The sequence below is a fragment of the Bacillus sp. NMCN1 genome, assembly GCF_002998085.1.
Classification (GTDB): Bacteria; Bacillota; Bacilli; order Bacillales; family Bacillaceae; genus Bacillus.
On the sequence record NZ_PVQL01000001.1, the window covers coordinates 849,010 to 866,792 of the forward strand.

The 17,783-nt window shown below is 40.9% G+C and carries 20 protein-coding genes; 3 read left to right on the forward strand and 17 right to left on the reverse strand.

Going from position 1 to position 17,783, the window contains the following annotated elements; genetic code table 11:
* Positions 1-23: 23 nt before the first annotated feature.
* The 3 genes from C6W21_RS04475 to C6W21_RS04485 form a co-directional block, all read right to left on the reverse strand.
* Positions 24-371, reverse strand: a complete 348-nt coding sequence (locus tag C6W21_RS04475; RefSeq protein ID WP_106028876.1) for a DoxX family protein — start codon at positions 369-371, stop codon at positions 24-26.
* A 91-nt stretch (positions 372-462) separates the two neighbouring features.
* The gene (locus tag C6W21_RS04480) at positions 463-888 is read right to left on the reverse strand and encodes a MarR family winged helix-turn-helix transcriptional regulator (RefSeq protein WP_106049464.1); all 426 of its coding nucleotides are present in this window, start codon (positions 886-888) and stop codon (positions 463-465) included.
* Between the two features lie 72 nt (positions 889-960).
* A complete protein-coding gene (locus C6W21_RS04485; RefSeq protein WP_106049465.1) occupies positions 961-1,530 on the reverse strand; it encodes a TetR/AcrR family transcriptional regulator in 570 nt (189 codons plus the stop codon).
* A 268-nt stretch (positions 1,531-1,798) separates the two neighbouring features.
* Between C6W21_RS04485 and C6W21_RS04490 the strand changes: the two genes are divergently transcribed.
* Both C6W21_RS04490 and C6W21_RS04495 read left to right on the forward strand, forming a co-directional pair.
* Positions 1,799-2,725, forward strand: a complete 927-nt coding sequence (locus tag C6W21_RS04490) for a DsbA family protein (RefSeq protein WP_106049466.1) — start codon at positions 1,799-1,801, stop codon at positions 2,723-2,725.
* An 11-nt stretch (positions 2,726-2,736) separates the two neighbouring features.
* Positions 2,737-3,054: a monooxygenase gene (locus C6W21_RS04495; protein ID WP_106049467.1), complete on the forward strand. Its 318-nt coding sequence runs from the start codon at positions 2,737-2,739 to the stop codon at positions 3,052-3,054.
* A gap of 141 nt (positions 3,055-3,195) precedes the next feature.
* Here the strand turns inward: C6W21_RS04495 and C6W21_RS04500 are convergent, their stop codons facing one another.
* From C6W21_RS04500 to C6W21_RS04525, 6 genes are all read right to left on the reverse strand, one after another.
* Positions 3,196-4,341 (reverse strand): alpha/beta hydrolase, encoded by a 1,146-nt coding sequence (locus tag C6W21_RS04500; protein WP_106049468.1) that lies wholly within the window; start codon positions 4,339-4,341, stop codon positions 3,196-3,198.
* A 274-nt stretch (positions 4,342-4,615) separates the two neighbouring features.
* Positions 4,616-4,888, reverse strand: a complete 273-nt coding sequence (locus C6W21_RS04505) for a DUF2651 family protein (RefSeq protein WP_106049469.1) — start codon at positions 4,886-4,888, stop codon at positions 4,616-4,618.
* Positions 4,889-5,126: 238 nt separating this feature from the next.
* Positions 5,127-6,053 carry an alpha/beta hydrolase fold domain-containing protein gene (locus C6W21_RS04510; RefSeq protein WP_106049470.1) on the reverse strand — a complete coding sequence of 309 codons (927 nt, stop codon included), beginning with the start codon at positions 6,051-6,053 and terminating at the stop codon, positions 5,127-5,129.
* Between the two features lie 27 nt (positions 6,054-6,080).
* Positions 6,081-6,482: a MerR family transcriptional regulator gene (locus tag C6W21_RS04515; protein WP_106049471.1), complete on the reverse strand. Its 402-nt coding sequence runs from the start codon at positions 6,480-6,482 to the stop codon at positions 6,081-6,083.
* 81 nt (positions 6,483-6,563) lie between these two features.
* Entirely contained in the window at positions 6,564-6,764 is a 201-nt protein-coding gene (locus C6W21_RS18965) for a hypothetical protein (RefSeq protein WP_189318142.1), read from the reverse strand.
* A 26-nt stretch (positions 6,765-6,790) separates the two neighbouring features.
* Positions 6,791-6,949: a PRD domain-containing protein gene (locus C6W21_RS04525; protein ID WP_223249556.1), complete on the reverse strand. Its 159-nt coding sequence runs from the start codon at positions 6,947-6,949 to the stop codon at positions 6,791-6,793.
* A gap of 177 nt (positions 6,950-7,126) precedes the next feature.
* Here C6W21_RS04525 and C6W21_RS04530 point away from each other — a divergent pair, with 177 nt between their 5' ends.
* Entirely contained in the window at positions 7,127-7,435 is a 309-nt protein-coding gene (locus C6W21_RS04530; protein WP_106049473.1) for a magnetosome magnetite crystal formation protein family, read from the forward strand.
* Positions 7,436-7,490: 55 nt separating this feature from the next.
* Here the strand turns inward: C6W21_RS04530 and C6W21_RS04535 are convergent, their stop codons facing one another.
* The 8 genes from C6W21_RS04535 to C6W21_RS04570 form a co-directional block, all read right to left on the reverse strand.
* Positions 7,491-8,894 carry a sensor histidine kinase gene (locus C6W21_RS04535; protein ID WP_106049474.1) on the reverse strand — a complete coding sequence of 468 codons (1,404 nt, stop codon included), beginning with the start codon at positions 8,892-8,894 and terminating at the stop codon, positions 7,491-7,493.
* A gap of 2 nt (positions 8,895-8,896) precedes the next feature.
* On the reverse strand, positions 8,897-9,604 hold the full coding sequence (locus C6W21_RS04540) for a response regulator transcription factor (protein ID WP_106049475.1): 708 nt from the start codon (positions 9,602-9,604) through the stop codon (positions 8,897-8,899).
* Between the two features lie 131 nt (positions 9,605-9,735).
* Positions 9,736-11,004: a glucuronoarabinoxylan endo-1,4-beta-xylanase XynC gene (gene xynC, locus C6W21_RS04545; RefSeq protein ID WP_106049476.1), complete on the reverse strand. Its 1,269-nt coding sequence runs from the start codon at positions 11,002-11,004 to the stop codon at positions 9,736-9,738.
* Between the two features lie 53 nt (positions 11,005-11,057).
* On the reverse strand, positions 11,058-12,593 hold the full coding sequence (locus C6W21_RS04550; RefSeq protein ID WP_106049477.1) for a glycoside hydrolase family 43 protein: 1,536 nt from the start codon (positions 12,591-12,593) through the stop codon (positions 11,058-11,060).
* Positions 12,594-12,817: 224 nt separating this feature from the next.
* Entirely contained in the window at positions 12,818-14,278 is a 1,461-nt protein-coding gene (locus tag C6W21_RS04555) for a CoA-acylating methylmalonate-semialdehyde dehydrogenase (protein ID WP_106049478.1), read from the reverse strand.
* A gap of 370 nt (positions 14,279-14,648) precedes the next feature.
* Entirely contained in the window at positions 14,649-15,980 is a 1,332-nt protein-coding gene (melA, locus tag C6W21_RS04560) for an alpha-glucosidase/alpha-galactosidase (RefSeq protein ID WP_106049479.1), read from the reverse strand.
* A gap of 31 nt (positions 15,981-16,011) precedes the next feature.
* Complete coding sequence (locus tag C6W21_RS04565; RefSeq protein ID WP_106049480.1) at positions 16,012-16,842, reverse strand: carbohydrate ABC transporter permease; 831 nt, start codon at positions 16,840-16,842, stop codon at positions 16,012-16,014.
* Positions 16,842-17,774 (reverse strand): carbohydrate ABC transporter permease, encoded by a 933-nt coding sequence (locus C6W21_RS04570; protein ID WP_106049481.1) that lies wholly within the window; start codon positions 17,772-17,774, stop codon positions 16,842-16,844. The genes C6W21_RS04565 and C6W21_RS04570 overlap by 1 nt, the downstream gene beginning before the upstream one ends.
* Positions 17,775-17,783 lie beyond the last annotated feature (9 nt).

Consider the following 17,783-nt stretch of genomic DNA (forward strand, 5'->3'; position numbering starts at 1 on the left):
TATTGCGACTTCTTGATATGAATTTAAAGAATGTGGTATAAGCTGACCCCAATACTGAGAGCGAATAAAACAAGTGCAGGGATTGCTTTTTTAAAGGGATCTTTGGCCAATACGATCAGAGTAAATGCTGCTGCCAGCATCGTGCCTCCTAACAATAAACCTGATAATAATGCTAATGTTGGCATCCATATGCCGGCTAGCATTCCAGCAGCGCCTATTAGCTCAAGAGCCCCCGTTAAAACATTGAAAAATGCGGGTAAACCAAATCGTTTGAACTCTTCTGCCATTTTCCCTGATATGATTTTCGTTCCTGTGAGGAAAAAGAAAACGGCCAATACAATTTGTAGAATAAGAATAAAAATAGTGATCACATCTTTCTAAGTTATTTGACCAAATGGTGTCATTTATATGTCATAGCATATATCGTACAAAAATAGAGGTTGTTCCTACTTTACAGATTTATCAAGATGAATAGTGTGAATGAAATAATTTGTTTAAAAGTAATTTTAATTGTTGAATCTCTTCTTCGCTTAATTGATTTGTCACAGTTCGATGTGCATCCATGACGACAGGAAGAATCGCCTTTTTGATCTCGTCCCCTTTTTCTGTTAAAAACAGGTGATGTGAGCGCCGGTCTTGTTCATTATAGATTTTTTTGACAAGCCCTTTTCGTTCCATTGACTGGATCATTCTTACGACAGTGGTTTGATTTTTATCAATGCCTTCTGCCAATTCCTTTTGAGTCGAGCCTTTTTCACGGCTAAGAATACTAATAATGCTCCACTGTTCTGGTGTAACTCCGTACGGTTTTAACCTATTTGTAAAATAATTCGTCATTTTCACATCAGTGCGATGAACGAGAAAACCTATTAAATCATGTAACTTCATGTAAACACCCTCTAACAACTTTATATGCTATAGCATTTATATTAGTGGAGCGGTTAAACATTGTCAAATTGTCTACCTGTTATGCTTAAAATCAATTCCTGACATGATATACGGCAATGCTGATTTGATAAATTTTTCTGAAGAAATGTGCGAACTATTCTTTCTCCACTCAACAGAAGCTCCGTGAATTCCCCAACTTAAAAAAACAGCTGTGACCTTCAACACTTGTTTTTCGACATTTGTATATTGATTCACTAACAATTGATAAAAAATAATTTCAAGCTGTTCTCGAACAATCGGAGCAAGTTCAGTTTCATATTCTACTTGGCAGCGGTTATGCAGAGATTGTTGAAAACTGGCTAGCGCTTTAAAGATATTCATCATTGTATCTTCATCTAGTTTACTATTATTAAAATTGATACTTTCTAAATTAATCGACAATACTTCTGAGAGTGTTTTATCTAATAAATCGTATTTATCCTCAAAATGATAATAAAACGTCGCTCGGTTAATCATGGCTTCTGCTGTCACATCTTTCACCGTAATATCCTTAAATTCCTTTTTCGATGAAAGCTTGATGAAAGACTCCATGATTAATTTGCGCGTTCTTAATACGCGCGGATCTGTCATTGGCTGCGTCATCTTCTTCCTCCTTCTTTTTAAACAAATGCTTGAATCTGTTGGATAAACAACAAATTGAAGAAATTATTGGTGTTGATCTCACTCATTCTGTCTTAAGATTCAATTGTAAAGCAAATGATTGATTCAAACAACTTATAGAAAATGAAGTTTTCTTCAAAATCGAGGAGGAAAAATCATGATGAAAATGAGGTTGTATCTTGGTCTACTGCCTCAAAAACCATTAGAAATTAATGAACATAGATAATGAAACAGAAAAGAGGAAATCAACTTGAAAAACAATGACATGTTTTGTGATTTAGAAACTGGTGTATGCGGTGTAGGTGAAGAAGAAGATATTCAGGTCATTGACTTTCACCAACCTAAAAAATCCATTACGCTCTACTATGTAACAGATCCGATTTGTTCTCATTGCTGGGCAATTGAACCTGTCCTGCGTCGTTTTAAGGAGCAATATGGACATTATTTTCATTTCCAGACTGTGCTTGGTGGACTGCTAGAGAAATGGCATGACGGTCCAATTGATCCCGCAAACGGAATTTATAAGCCTGCTGATGTCGCGGGTCACTGGAGAGAAGTCGGAGAACATTCTCGCATGCCAATTGATGGGTCCTTAATGATTGACAATCCTGTTCAATCCTCCTACCCGTCCTCTCGCGTGTTCAAAGTGATTCAAAAACATCACGGTGATGAACGAGCCTATACGTTTTTACGCCGTGCAAGAGAAGCACTATTTGCATTCAATCAAAATATATCTGATATTACGGTTTTGATTGATATCGTCAACAACCTTGGACTGAACGGAGATGTTATTTTACATGAAGCGGAGCTCCCTAGCGGACAAGACTTATTAAATCAAGATTTTGCTCTTGTTCGAGACCTCGGTGCAAGAGGGTTTCCGACCATCATCTTCGTCAACGAAGAAAATAAAGGAGTTAAAATCACGGGTGGTCGACCGTTAGACGTCTATGTTGATGGATTAAAGCAAGCTTTAAACACTGTAGAGATTCAACCGAAGAAGCTTCCAGCTGTTTCTGCCTTGCTCGAAAAAGAAAAACTACTATTCTCTAAAGAGATTGAAGTAATGTACGATATTGACCAATCGGATGTGCGGTCATTTATGGAGAAAGAACTTTCACAAAAACCGTTTCAAATGAAAGAAGTTCTAGGGGAACATTATTTCACAACTTCAACATAAGGAGAATGGCGATGGCACACGTATTACAAGTGGATTTTAAGATGAATGTCCCTTTCGGAGATGAAATGGCAAAAGAGTTTTCTGATTTAGCGAGAAGTATTAATGAAGAGGACGGGTTCATATGGAAGATATGGACGGAGAATCCTGAGAAAAATGAGGCTGGTGGCATCTACTTATTCGAAACAAAAGAAGCAGCTGAAACCTATCTCAATATGCATTCTAAAAGAATCACTAGCTTTGGCATAACAGACATCAACGCTAAAATCTTTGACATTAACTCTGAGCTTACTAAGATCACAAAAGGTCCATTAAAAACGCATAAAGATTGACACACGAAAAAAGAGCGGTTGTTGGCTGCTCTTTTGTTGTTGTTACTGATTCATCAAGATGATGGATTGATCCTCTTACATTTTCTCTTCATTTACAAGCTGACTCTTTAAAAGGCTATTATCAACAGCTTCTCCGTTATCTCACTTGTTACTCGTTTTCTTGATTAAGTCTACGCCATCATATAAAAGGCTTTCCACACGTGCAGCCTTTTGCAGGATGTAATGATCAAAAAAGGTTTTCGTAAAGTCCGTCACAAGATTTCGCATCTCTAATGCATCCCTTGTGCCTCTGAGTTCTTTATCTACACCGGTAAACACGATGTCACAGTAATCTAAATGTGCAGCACGATCAACAGAGAAATAATAGGTTTCCATGCTATTGTTAGCGCCAATGATCGCATTCATATGATAATTCGGTTCAGAAAACAGCAGCAAAAAGGGTTTATTGAGGTCGCTGTCGAGAAGGCCGAACGCACCACTATCCAAGCCAACCCCGCAGGCAAACCGGTCGTCATCTCGGCAAACAATTGCCGCCGTTGGCCCGCCATAAGAATGCCCGACGATGCCCATGCCGATATCGAGCAGCAGTCTATCATGAAAAATGGACTTCAATTCTCCAGAGTCTAGTTTGTGAAGATAATCGGCTACGTACCTTACATCTTCTGCCTGTCGTTTACTATATTTTGTTAACTGGTTAATTATTGGCAGGGTAAGGACGTTACGGCACATCTCAATAGCCGTTTCATCGTCAGGCCGTATCTTCATCTTGCCAGCCAGCGCCATCATCTCCGGATCTTCAGAAAACGCCATAATGATATCCGAAAAATCCTTTGATACATTCAACAGCTTCCCATCTTTCCGTTTATACATTGTGCTATTCTGATGGCCGATACTGACGACAACATAGCCCAGGCTTGCCAGGTCAGTACAGATTGCTGTCCCCCATTCCGGTGAACCACCCCCGCCGCAAACATAAAATAACACTGGATAGCGCTTTTCCTTCCCAGAAAGAGCAAGGTCGTCGTAACAATGAGTCTTGATATCGATAGAGAAAAAATTCTTCTCTTTCAAATATTCAGTGACAAGTGGCTGCTCATGAAGCATCTCGTAGACTTCAGGAAACATGTACGTTGATGCAGTCTTCCCTTCGCTGCTATCGGACGGATAGTACACAAACGCGGTCAATTCTCTTTTTGAGTCATCTGATGCTGTGTACTCAAAATCCATCTGGGTGCGGCCGGCAGTATAGCTGCCGATTGGTTCTGGGAATGTGTCATACCTTTTCATTTTTTTATGCCCCCTTATTAATGAAAATAGATATCCGCTCTTTTCTCGGAGATATATAGCTTTGTGATATAATCATGAGTCAAAGACAAGCACTAAGTGAAATTACAATGAACTTGCTGAAAGGGATTCTTGATTGTAAAAGATAAGGATCACACTTGACGTTTTCTGCATCTATGCTCGTATCTATTATACCAAACATTAGGTAATGAACTGTTGTTGAAGATGAAATGAAAGGAAACAAAAATAAAGCTTATGTTTGCAGGCATAAGCTTCTTTATGCTTTTTTATAGCGATAAATCATATATCGAATGATTTTTGTGAGGAGAGAGGTACACATGCATAGAAAAGTCATAGCGACGACCCAATACATATTCGACATATCGAAGCCTGTATAGGCAAAGATAAAAACGATTGAAGCTGCAAATGTGATCATTAGAACGACGTAGACCCGCTTAAAGATGAAATAGCCGACAATCCCCCATATCAAAGATAACAAAGGCAATGTAAACAAGATCAGAGCCATAGGTTGAAGAAAAGAAACATTCATCATTCACTCTCCTTTACTAACCGCCATTTATTTAAATCCAATGAAGAAGCGAACAATCATTATATTAATAGGAAATGCGCACACTGTAAACAAAAATTGGAATTTAAGGAACTTTTAATCTGTAAGTAGTGAGTTGACATTCTGGATGTATTTCATGTTGAATTGAAAAAGGCTGCTTTCATGTAAGCAGCCCATTCACTAAACTTTCGACTATTTCAATCAAATCATTCTGTATTTCTTAACGATTGATCACCTGAATGATTTTCTCCTGAGCATCTTGTGCCTCAGGGATTGGCATCACAACAAATACATGAAGCATTTGAGGATAAACAAAGGTTTTTATGTCAATTCCTTGTTCTGTTAGTTTTTCATCAAGCTTTATGGCATCTGGATATAACATATCATGTGTTCCAATAAAATGAGTGATCTTCCCAAGGCCATTAAAGTCACCGTAAATGGGACTGATCAATGGGTCAGTTACATTTTTATCAGCTGTCCAAATCTTTGTGATGACTTCCATTCCTTCAGAACCTAGAATCGGATCCTTTTTTGCATATTCAAACATTAGAGGATTGCTTAAGCTCATGTCAACACATGCAGATAATAAAACAATATCCTTCGGCTGCGGAAGACCTTCCTTCTTTAAAAGGTGCGCCAGACCAAGTGAGATATTTCCGCCAGCTGAATCTCCCATGATCGTCAATTGATTGGCAGTTTCAACAGTTTTCAAAAGGTCTTTATAAAGGTTTAGGATTTTCGGATATGTATCCTGGTAGCTATAATGAGGCACTTTTGGGTAAATAGGAGCCACCACTTTCGCATGAAGTGATTGCGCCATCTTATCCATGAACCACCAATGGAAATTCAAAGGCTGATTTGTCCACGCGCCGCCATGTATATATAGAATGACTTTTTGTTTTTGTGATGCTTGCTCATTCAATGTGAAAACTTGCATGCCCTCAAATGTCTGCTCTTTTATCTCACTAATTAACTTCACATCATTCCCAATGGTATAAGGCTGCGTATTTTCTATTCCTTTTTGATCAAGAAATTTTTTTGTGTGTTCGATACTAGAAAAACTCTCTTTATTACTTTGGGAAGCGAATAATTTTTCAAATTGAATACTTTCTTCAGAACGTTCTCCATTAACAATTTCCACACTCATTTTTTTCTCTCCTTTAAGTCAATATGTTTATTGTTCGTCCTGATTCGTCACGCGAAATGATTCGAGGTAGACTTGTACTTCTTTCTCAGGGGTCTTTAATAAGTTAGATAAAAGGTCTTGAATGAGACGAAGGCTGTTGATTTTCCTTTCAATTTCTTCGTGTTTATGCTGGACAATCCTTCTTAAAGTATCAAGCTCTATGTCTTGACTCAGCATTTCCATAATTTCAGCTATTTCCTTTAATGAATAACCCAATGTTTTCGCATCTTTGATCAATTGAATTTTCACAACATCATCTTCTGTATATAATCTATAACCGTTCGAATGACGTCTTGGAGCAGGTAAGATGTTGTGCTCTTCATAGTAACGAATTGCGGCAGGACTTACTCCTGTTTTTTTGGCAAGTTCTCCTCTAGTCATCAACTCCATCGTTACTCCTTTTTCATTATTTTGTCTTCCTATATTGACATTATAAAGGTTGAACTATACTTCAAGGTCAAGGTGAAACATTTATTGGCCAGCTTTTGCTCCAATAACGACTTGAATTTGAGATATATTTTGGGTTCCACCGATTAAATTCACAATTTCTTGCCAATTCTCTGTTTTCCATGTCTTCTCCCCTTCATTTTCACAAGAAAACCTAAACAATATCCACCATGAGAAAAGACGATTCTTCTTCATGGAGATTTGTTTAGGTTCATGCTTTTTCATAACACGCCTAAAAGAAATCATTTATTTTAGGCGTGTTCCTTTGTGATTCTTTCAATATGAATGACTAAAAAAACAAGTTCGTCTTCTGTCACATTCCAATTGAATTCCCGTTTTAACATTTTTTTAATAATCAATCCGCATGCATAACTCTTCATATAACGATCTTGAATTAATTCTTTTAAGATAGATGAAAATACCTAGATTATATTTTATCTTTTATGTATCGTTTAACATTTTTAAGGTTGCTGTAAGGTTCGGATTAATACAGGTTAAGGTTGAGGTAGTACAATGGGTTTGTAAGGAAGTGAGGGCTGAGTCGAATGATTCTCCCCCTTCTAAATTAATCATAGAGGTGAAAAGGTTTGAGAGAAAATAAAATTTTGTCTTCATTATGTTACTTCAGTATCTTTTTTGCGCCGTTTCTGTTTCCGATTATCGTCTATTTCTTAGGGAAGGACGAAGTGAAATATCATGCGAAAAAATCGCTTTGGACGCATTTAATCCCTTATTTGATTTTCGGCATTGGCATCCTTGGTTCAGGTTTACTTGGCATGAACGATATCAGACATGCTGGTCCGTTCTTAATTGCAACGTATGCTGTGACATTCCTCGTGGCGATCTACTTCTTCATTTGGAACATTGTCAAAGGCATTAAAGTGTTTTCAGAATAATAGATGAAAAAAACGGTTCTGTGATTGATCAGAACCGTTTTTTTTGTATGTCCCTTCATGCAGGTAATTGGATATCAATCGTTGTTCCTTCTCCTATCATACTGCGTATCATAATATCCCCGCCGTGCTTTTGGATGATATCCTTAGCAATGGCCATCCCAAGACCAGAGCCTGCATGTGTCCCTCCTGTATTCGTCCCTCTATAGTAGCGGTCAAACACTTTTTCTAGCTCTGCCTCTTCGATTCCTTTGCCGTTATCTTTAATCGTGATGTGGGTATTTTCTTTTTGTTCAAGCTGTACAATGATTTTCACATCAGAATCATTGTGAACAAGGGCATTTAAAATGAGATTGGTGACCGCTCTTCGTATGAGGATCGTATCAATATTCAGCATGAGATTGTCTACATTCGTTTGCAGCTCAATCGTCTGATCCGCATATCTCGAATGGTTTAGAATATCAATTAACGTTTCCCTCAGCAACGACACAATGTTCACTAGCTCTTTATGCAGCATGACGTCGTTATTTTTCAGTCTTGTTGTTAAATTTAGATCTTCCATGACGTCTTTGATGTACAGTGATTTATTCTCTATGATGCGGGCATAATGTCTGATGTCTTGATCTGAAAGAGGATAATTTGGATCTTTCATGATTTCTGCATAGCCTTGAATAGAGGATAATGGTGTTTTAATATCATGAGAAATATGACTGATCCAATCTTCACGCATTTGCTCTAATTTGTCTTTTTCTTTTTGGCTTGAAGCGAGCTGTTCTGATAAGTGATTGACATTATAGAAAACATCTTTATATATTCCCTTAGTTGGTAGCTTTGTCGTATAATCTCCGTTTGTAAGCCGCTGGATTCCATGAATGGCACGGTCGAGCGGTTTAATGAGCTGCCGGCTGAATAAGTACCCCATGAGTAAGGCAATGATGGCATCTATTGATAATAAAATCATCGTCCCGATATTGAATCTCGCCACTAAGTCCTTCGTGTCGAACGAAAATAAATATTTTCCGATGGAAGGGTCCTTAAATCCGATAAAGTAGCTGTATTCTTTGCCCTTTACTTTTTTTCCGCCAGCATAAATGGTCGATAATAATTGCTTATCCTTATATTTATGTAAGTTCACGATTTCTATCGGTGTATATTTGTTCTTTAATCCTTTAGGTGCCCGCGCATGATACACGTCTTGTCCATTTTCGTCTAAAATTTGAATCCATGCATTCTGTTGTTTTAAAGCTTTCTGCCCTTCTTTGTTTACGGTGATTCCTTGATCAGAAAAAGAGACGTATTGTTCAAATGATCTTGTGAAGGTTTCGGGCGTATTTTCCTCGTTATGCTGGCTGCTTGCCTGGAGTACAAGCCAAATCATAAATCCGAATAAGTTGATAAAGACCGTGATAATGGTCACGATAATGACAGAGACCATATATCTGCCTGTTAATCGCCATTTCATCCTTACGCATCCTTTACAACAAATTTATAGCCAAGCCCTTTGACCGTCACGAGAAATTCTGGTGTAGATGGGGAATTCTCTATTTTCTCCCGAAGTCTTCGTATATGAACCATCACCGTATTGTCAGAACCGAAGAAATCTTCCCCCCAAACGGTTTGATAAAGCGTTTCTTTACTGATTACACGGTTCGGGTGCTGCAAGAAATAGGTCATCAGCATAAGTTCTTTCGGTGTGAGCTCAATCGCCGCTCCGTTTTTCGTCAGTTCGGCTTGCTGCTCGTTTAACTCAAATGGCCCTTTTTTGATCACAGGATCATCTTGAGAAGGCTGTAAGTATGATGACCGTCTCAGCTGGGCTTTTACCCGATAGGCGACTTCCTTTGGGCTGAAAGGTTTTGTAATGTAATCATCGCCGCCAATGGCAAGTCCTACAATTTTGTCTGATTCCTCTCCCTTTGCTGATAAAAAGATAATCGGAACATGGGAGGTCTCTCTAATTTGTCTGCAAATATCATAGCCTTCACCGTCTGGGAGCATAATATCCAGTATGACGAGGTCGGGATGTTCTTGATGGAATTGCGTGAGCCCATCACGGGCAGTTGAAGCTGTTATCACCCGGTCAATGCCTTCTCTTGTTAATACTGTATGGATTAATTCCAAAATTTCTTTTTCGTCATCTATAATCAATACTTTGCTTTGAAGCTTTGGCATTTATGATCACTCTCCTGAAGTCATTGTTATTATTATACCCAAAGTGTAGACATCGTGAAAAATTAACTTTCTATTTGCATAGAAAAAAACCAATTTTCTTTTTTTATGAGAAAATTGGCTTTTGGTGTTTTTTAGCGTTTGACCACAAATGTTGTCACACTTTGAGCAGGGAGATGAGCCCAAAATTGATTTCCTGATATATTTAAATCAGTTCCAGGCTGAAGGTTGCTGTTACTGCTCGTAATCCATCTTGACGCTTGTGAAGCGGTTCCATTTTGCATGACAAAGTGCTGATTGACGCCTGTATTGTTTTTATTAATCGCTACAATGACGACCTTATTGTCCCCTTTGTAGGCTGAGACGAAAACATTCGGTTCAGGACTTTTCGTTGCATCAATTCTGACGTACCCTGGACGCACAAACTTAGAGAAATGCGCCATGTTGTAGCCGCGTTTGCTAATCATTCCATCTTCCTTCATAGGACCGTATGATCTGCGGATGTACCACCACACATACGCCTGAAAGTCCCCTTCCACCATCGAATGGTGTATATGCTCTGACACCCCTAGTGCCTCAGGCCAGCGGTCCGCTGAATTGTTATCACTATTCGGGTAGTAGACCTCTGTCATCCACAGCTCTTTCCCCCCTCCTTTTTGTTTAAAAAGAGAATACGGAAGCTGGCTGATTTGGGTTCCGTACAGATGGGCACCGAGAATGTCCATATTTCTAAGCGCCTGCGGATCGTTTAAAATGGGGTCTGATATATTTTTAAGGTATTGAAAAGATTCTGGTGCAATCACACGTGCATTAATGGAGCCGGCATTTTCTCTCATGAATCGCAGGATTTCCTGAGGCGTCCACCATGTCCATTCGTGTGCATAATCGGGCTCGTTTTGTACAGAAATGGCATAGAGGTTGACGCCATTATTTTTCATATATGTCACAAAATCATTCAGATGCTGAGCATATGCGGCGTATTGATTGTATCTCAACCGCTTTGCAGACGCACCATTACGGTTGAAGGTCTCCACCATATGGCTTGGAGGATTCCAAGGTGAAGCGATCACCAAAGCGCCATGCTCTATTGCTCTTTTGGCGGTGGCGACTTCTCTGTGCCAATTATTTCTGTTCTCGTCTACATAAATTCGTAGAATGGAGAATCCTAATTGATTCTGCCCATTGCCAAAGGCGGTTTCCCTTTGAGGGGCTGTCAAATCACCAATCCAAGCCGGGTGGTTCATTCCGCCAAAGCCGCGAATCACTTGTCTTTCCGCATTGACATTAATATTCGCATCACTTGCTGCTGAAACCTCAGTTACCCCGGGTCCTATGAACATAACAGACAGCATAGTGAAGCAGACCAATAAAGTACAAATTGGTTTTTTGATCATGGACATCAAATTTTCCCACTCTCCCATCAACCAGTGATAGATGCCGCAGCATCCGATTTTGTTTACCTTTGAGTAAACTGCCAGGAATCAAATTGGAATAGGTTGGCACCATTTCCTTTGAAGACAAAAAATACGTTGTGCACGCCTGCTGCCCCGTTTACTGCCGTTTCTATTTCTCGCCAGTTTCCGCCTGTGGAAGGGACATTGAGTGTTCCAACGATTCTGCCATCTGGACTGCCAAGACGTACTTCTATTTGTCCGCCTGAAGCGGATGCTACATTGGCTTTAAACGTTCTGGCACCGCTCGATCCGAAATCGACGTTACTGACAGCCACCCAATCTTCGTTTTGAATGTTTGTGACATGCTGGTTATTGACTGGTCCGCCTGGAGCTGAGGAGGCCTCTGTCAAAATGCGTCCATTCCAAGCGAATGTTTCAGCTTCTACCCGCTGATAAGGATTCAGGTTGGATAGCTGTTTGACTCCTTCAAAATTGGCTGCGACCTCTCGAAGTGAGCCGTCAGCATTATGCACAAGCTTATTAATGTGGGGAGATCTGTAGCCTTTCCCTGCTCCATATAAGGCAGAGCTCACCGTTTGCGTGTGATACACGACATACCACTCGTTTTTTAAATTGAACACAGCATGATGGTTGTTACCACCGCCACCGAAAAATGCACCCGGATTTTTCAAGAAGTGTCCTTTATACGTAAAGGGGCCCATAGGACTTGAGCTCGTCATATAACCGATTTCACCTGGTGGTTTATCTGCTGGGTGGGAGCCGCCAAAATTGATGCAATAGGAATAGTAATAGGTACCGTTATACTTATGCATCCCCGAATCTTCAAACATAAAAGGAGCATCAATGGTCGAGGCACTGCCGATAACACTTGTCATATCAGGCCCTAGTTTCAGAACCCTTGCTGTTTTAGGATTGGCCCATTGTCCCTGCGTTGGGTTAGAACCGCCTGGAACGCCTCCGCCGGCATAGAGATAACCGGTTCCGTCATCATCTACAAAGACGGCTGGATCAAAAAGCCATACAACACCGGACATCCCTGGCGTATTTGGCGTGACGAGCGCTTTTCCGATAGGATCTGTCCATGGACCAATCGGGCTGTCTGCTGTCAGGACGCCAATCCCTCCGCCGCTGTTCGCGAAATAAAGGAAAAATTTATCCTTCCCATTGATCTTTTTCACTGCAGCGGATGGAGCCCAGGAAGCACCTGCCCATTTGGCAATCCCTTTGCCGCCATTGGCCCCATTTGCGCCAGCTACTGGAATCGCTCCGTGATCTGTCCAGTTCACCATATCCGCCGAAGAGATGACAAAGACCCTATTCAAATTCGCAAAAGAATTATCTTTAATCGTTCCATTGCTGTGATATTCATAGTCATCACTCGACATATAAATGTACACTCTGCCGTTATAGGTGAGCGCAAACGGATCCGCCCCCAAGTGATGGTCTATGAGTGGATTTGCATTTCCTACTCGTTTTGCAATGGGGGTACTTGCTGCACTCGCATCATATACCGGTATACAGCTCAGTACCAAAGCAAGAATCAAAAAACCTACACCGCACTTCATCCTCTTCCTCATCGTGTCATTTTCCTCCTGTTTTCATCTTCCTAATCTTGGGGTTTACGCCCAATTTCAAATTATGTTGATATGCGCTGATGAAGAATGAATACAAAGGATGATTTCTAGGGGAAAGCACTGCTAAAATCATCATGAAAACCCTTACTTTTTGACTAGGAGACAACAAAAAAATGCAGTTATCCATTTTGGAACTGCATTTTTTTCAACTTATAAAATAATGTAGATTACATATATCGAGCGGTCACCATTTTCTTTCTTGTGTAAAACTCTACTCCGTCTGTTCCGTTGGCATGTAAGTCCCCGTAGAAAGAACCCTTCCAGCCGGAAAACGGGAAAAATGCCATTGGTGCGGGCACACCGATATTAACGCCGAGCATACCTGCTTCGATGTTTTCGCGAAATTCTCTAATGCTTGATGCACTGTCTGTGTACAGGCAGGCACCGTTCGCAAATTTTGATTGATTGGACAGGTCGATCGCTTCCGTTAATGAAGAGACACGGACAATGGATAAGACTGGTGCGAAAATCTCGTCCTGCCAAATTTTCATTTGATTTGTGACATGGTCAAAAATCGTCGGTCCAACGAAATACCCTTTTCCATTTGTTTCAAGGTCTTTCCTGCCATCACGAATGAGGCTTGCTCCTTCTTCAATCCCTGACTGGATGTATTGAAGCGTTCGTTCTTTATGTTCCTTTCGAATGACTGGACCAAGAAAGACCTCTTCATTTATTCCGTTTCCGATGACGAGCTCGTTCGATTCATCAACTAATTTTTGAATGAGCTCATCTGCGACTTCTTCTTCCACCGCTACAACGGCCGCGGCCATGCAGCGCTCTCCTGCTGATCCAAAGGCAGCACCAATGATTTGTTTCGTTGCCGCATCTAAATCTGCATCTTTGAGAACAATGGAGTGATTTTTTGCACCTGCAAGTGCTTGGACACGTTTGCCATGCTCTGTGCCTTTTTTATAGACGTATTCTGCAACTGGCTGAGAGCCGACAAATGAAATGGCTTTGACCATTTGATGTTCAAGCAGACCGTTGACGACATCGTGAGCCCCATTGACAATGTTGAGAACACCTTTTGGAAGACCCGCTTCTTCAAATAGTTCGGCTAATCGCGCGGCAAGAAGAGGCGTTCGTTCTGAAGGTTTTAAAACAAACGTATTTCCACAGGCAATAGCAAGCGGGAACATCCAGCACGGGACCATCATCGGAAAGTTAAATGGGGTAATACCGGCGATGACACCAATTGGATAGCGGTACATGCCAGATTCGAGTCCAGATGCGATATCTGGTAATTGTTTTCCCATCATTAAGGTCGGTGCACCAGCGGCAAATTCCACACACTCAATCCCGCGCTGCACTTCTCCTTTTGCTTCTGTTATGCTTTTTCCGTTTTCAATCGTGACGAGTTCAGCCAGCTCATCCCATTTTTCAACGAGTAACTGCTGGTATTTAAATAAAATGCGTGCACGGCGGGGAACCGCTGTTTTAGACCAAGTGGTAAATGCTTCTTGTGCTGCCTGTACCGCACGTTCGACATCCGTTTTTGTTGAAAGCGGCACTTCTGCGATGATCTCGCCAGTAGCTGGGTTATATACTGCCTCTGTTTGATTTGTTTCTGCCTCAATCCATTGTCCGCCAATATAATTTTTCAACATTTGTACATCTGTTTTGGTCATGTTCCCTCTCTCCTTTTTATGAAAAAATGTCATGCTTATAGGATGTGTATGGTTGTCATTGTCTCATCTAATGGGCGTTCATCTGTATTCACTCTTTGTCAAATGAAACTGACGTTTTGGTTTACGTTGTGATAAACAGCTTGCTCTAAGCTGAAAGGTGAATGGCTGTCTGCACTTGTTTGCCACATTTGTTTGTGAGATATGACACCTGGATGGTATCCATTCATGGTTTATTATTGGTTAACTTTTGGTTAACTTTTGGTTAACTTTAGAAAAATCATAATATTAAAAACGCTTTCAGTCAATCTCTTTTTGCTGCATAAGAAAAACCTGATGCGCGTTGCATCAGGTAGAGGCTGGTTCTTTTCTGTTATTTGGTTGATGCAGCATATTGATTCGGTTCTGTATAATGCGGGAGCATCTTTCCATGTGCTTCAATGAGTTCATCGCATAATTTGATGGTGTCATCAATCGATAGCTCAGCGCTTGTGTGTGGATCAAGTAAAGCCGCTTGATAAATGTGCTCTTTTTTGCCGCTGATTGCTGCTTCGATCGTCATGAGCTGTGAGCTGATATTGGTCCGGTTGAGTCCAGCTAATTGTTCAGGGATCTCTCCGACAAAGCAAGGCATGATGCCGCTGCGATCTGCAACACATGGTACTTCGACACATGCTTTTTCAGGCAGGTTGTGAATGAGGCCTCCTGTGTTCAGCACATTACCGCCAAATTTAAAGGGAACGTTCGTTTCGATCGCTTCAATGATACGAGAACCATATTCTTTTGAGCGAGTATGTGTGATCTGTGTATTGCCTACAAGGTCATGCTTCATTGTATTCCAGTTGTTGATTTGTTCCTCGCAGCGTCTCGGGTATTCATCGAGCGGAATGTTAAATTGACCGATCAGTTCGGGATAGCGTGATTTGATAAAATAAGGATGGTATTCGGCATTGTGCTCTGAGGACTCAGTGACATAGTACCCGAATTTATCCATCAGCTCAAAACGTACCATATCATGGTGACGCGATTGCTGCTTTTCTTTCGCTCTTCTCTTGATTTCTGGGTACAAATCTTTTCCGTCTCGTTTCACCTCTAATAACCATGCCATATGGTTGATGCCGGCAATTTTTTCTTCAATGCCTTCATGATCCATTTCAAGTGATTCAAATAGATCCTTTGTGCACACCTGCACACTATGACAAAGACCCACTGTTTGAATTGGTGTATAGCGCAGCATCGCACCTGTCAGTGTGGCCATTGGATTTGTGTAATTTAATAATAAGGCATTTGGGCAAACCTCTTCCATATCCTTTGCAAAGTCAAGCATCACAGGAATCGTTCGAAGGAAGCGGAAGATACCGCCGATGCCAACCGTATCCGCAATCGTTTGTCTTAACCCGTATTTTTTCGGAATCTCAAAATCGATCACAGTGCTTGGCCGATAGCCTCCAACCTGGATGGCATTGATGACATATTTCGCATCCTTTAAGGCGTCTTTCCGGTTGTGATAGGGCTTAATGGTCACATTTGCACCGTGGTTCTCTTTTAAATGGCGGAGCATCGTTTCTGATTCTTTCAGCCGGTTGTGGTCGATATCATATAAAGCGAATTCAAAGCCGCTAAGTGCAGGGACGAACAAACAATCTCCTAATATATTTTTAGCAAACACGGTACTTCCTGCACCGATAAATGTAATTTTAGACATAGACGACTCTCCTTTTTACATCCATAATGAACTATCCTTTGACAGAACCTTGTGAAAGCCCTGCGATAAAATATTTTTGCAAAAGTACAAACATCGTAACCATTGGCAGCATCGCAATGAGCGCAGCGGCACCAACGAGCTGGAGCTGATGCTGATTTTGACCAAAAAAATGAGATAAGGCGACTGTGAGTGTATGCATCTCTTTATCTTGCAAAAAGAAGATGGCAAATTGATAGTCGTTCCAAATATACACACAGGCAATGATTAAAACAGAAGCTGTAATTGGCTTCAGAAGCGGAAAAACGACAGTGAAAAAAACTCTGAGTGTCCCCGCTCCATCAATACGGGCTGCTTCTTCGAGCTCCTTTGGAATGGTCGACCGGATAAAGCCTGCGTATAAGAAAATCGTCAGTGGCAAAAAAGCAGCCACATTATTTAAAATAGCGATTTGATAGGTGTTCATCATCCCGATTTGAACGACCATTTTATAGAGCGGGACAAGGGCTGTGAGCGGTGGAATGACCATAATGGCTATGAATAAAACATAAACTGCTTTATTCAGCTTTGTGCTTCTTCTTGCGAGCGGATAGGCTGCAAGAGATCCAAAAATAATGAGCAATACAGCAGAGCTGAACGTAATGATCACTGTATTCAAAAAAGACTGACCAAGCTGAGCCTCTGTCCATGCCGTGCGAAAGTTTTCAACATGAAGCGCTTTTGGAAACAGCCATTTTGAACTGAAATCTCCTATCCCCTTTAATGATGTCGTCACCAAGATATAGAATGGAATGAGGTGAAGTAATGTCATCAAAAGGGCGAGGAAGGTATACCATCTCTTCTTGCGTTTAAAGGCGTTATCCATCACACCTCGGTCTCCTTTCGTTTGAAATAAATCAGCGCTGCGACACTAATGACAAGGATGATGACCGCCATGAAAACCCCTTGCGTTGCTGCATAGCCTGCATCCTGACGTTTGAAATACAGATCATACATAAAGGTCGACATCGATTGCGAGGAATCTCCAGGTCCGCCGCCTGTTAGTGCCACAATGACATCAAAGAGCTTGAGCCCGCCAATGACATTCAGCACAACATTAATGGTGATGGATGGCATAAGGAGCGGCAATGTGATTCGCTTAAATTGCTGGAGGCTTGATGCGCCGTCTAATTGTGCCGCTTCATAATAATCCTTAGGAATACTTTGAAGGCCTGCTAAATAAATGATCATCGCAATCCCGACGAATTGATAGGTATTGACAAGCACAATGATCCATGTGTTTAATTGCGGATTGCCAAGCGCATTCATTTGGTCAAATCCAAAAAACGCCACCACATCGTTTAAGGCACCGCCTTGGTAAGCAAACACAAAATACCAAATATAGCCGATGGCAATCGGACTGATCATGACAGGTAAATAGATCACTGTTCTTGTAATGGCTCTCATCTTTAAGCTTTGATTTAATAAGAGAGCATATCCAAGTCCAATGATATTTTGTAAAATTGTGCTCCCGATTCCGTATAGAAGCGTATTTTTGACAACAAGCCATGTCGTTGGGTCTTGAAGCAGACGCTTATATTGTTCAAGGCCAATCCAATCATAAGTTTGTGAGAACCCGTTCCAATTCGTAAAAGAAAGCTGAATTCCGTTCAAAAAAGGATAAATGATAAAGGTACTGACGACGAGAACAGCTGGCATGTACATCCACCAAAGGGATGAATTCTGTCTTTTTTTCAGCTTCTGTTTTGGTAAAGAGGTGAATGCGGCTGGCTGCTGTGCTTTTGTGATGTCATTCATTGGCTTCAC

Coding starts and splice junctions, on each gene's coding strand:
- C6W21_RS04480 (WP_106049464.1), bottom strand. CDS start 888: ATGAAGTTACATGATTTAATAGGTTTTCTCGTTCATCGCACTGATGTG.
- C6W21_RS04485 (WP_106049465.1), bottom strand. CDS start 1,530: ATGACGCAGCCAATGACAGATCCGCGCGTATTAAGAACGCGCAAATTA.
- C6W21_RS04495 (WP_106049467.1), top strand. CDS start 2,737: ATGGCACACGTATTACAAGTGGATTTTAAGATGAATGTCCCTTTCGGA.
- C6W21_RS04500 (WP_106049468.1), bottom strand. CDS start 4,341: ATGAAAAGGTATGACACATTCCCAGAACCAATCGGCAGCTATACTGCC.
- C6W21_RS04505 (WP_106049469.1), bottom strand. CDS start 4,888: ATGAATGTTTCTTTTCTTCAACCTATGGCTCTGATCTTGTTTACATTG.
- C6W21_RS04510 (WP_106049470.1), bottom strand. CDS start 6,053: ATGAGTGTGGAAATTGTTAATGGAGAACGTTCTGAAGAAAGTATTCAA.
- C6W21_RS04515 (WP_106049471.1), bottom strand. CDS start 6,482: ATGGAGTTGATGACTAGAGGAGAACTTGCCAAAAAAACAGGAGTAAGT.
- C6W21_RS18965 (WP_189318142.1), bottom strand. CDS start 6,764: ATGAAAAAGCATGAACCTAAACAAATCTCCATGAAGAAGAATCGTCTT.
- C6W21_RS04535 (WP_106049474.1), bottom strand. CDS start 8,894: ATGAAATGGCGATTAACAGGCAGATATATGGTCTCTGTCATTATCGTG.
- C6W21_RS04540 (WP_106049475.1), bottom strand. CDS start 9,604: ATGCCAAAGCTTCAAAGCAAAGTATTGATTATAGATGACGAAAAAGAA.
- C6W21_RS04550 (WP_106049477.1), bottom strand. CDS start 12,593: ATGAGGAAGAGGATGAAGTGCGGTGTAGGTTTTTTGATTCTTGCTTTG.
- C6W21_RS04555 (WP_106049478.1), bottom strand. CDS start 14,278: ATGACCAAAACAGATGTACAAATGTTGAAAAATTATATTGGCGGACAA.
- melA (WP_106049479.1), bottom strand. CDS start 15,980: ATGTCTAAAATTACATTTATCGGTGCAGGAAGTACCGTGTTTGCTAAA.
- C6W21_RS04565 (WP_106049480.1), bottom strand. CDS start 16,842: ATGGATAACGCCTTTAAACGCAAGAAGAGATGGTATACCTTCCTCGCC.
- C6W21_RS04570 (WP_106049481.1), bottom strand. CDS start 17,774: ATGAATGACATCACAAAAGCACAGCAGCCAGCCGCATTCACCTCTTTA.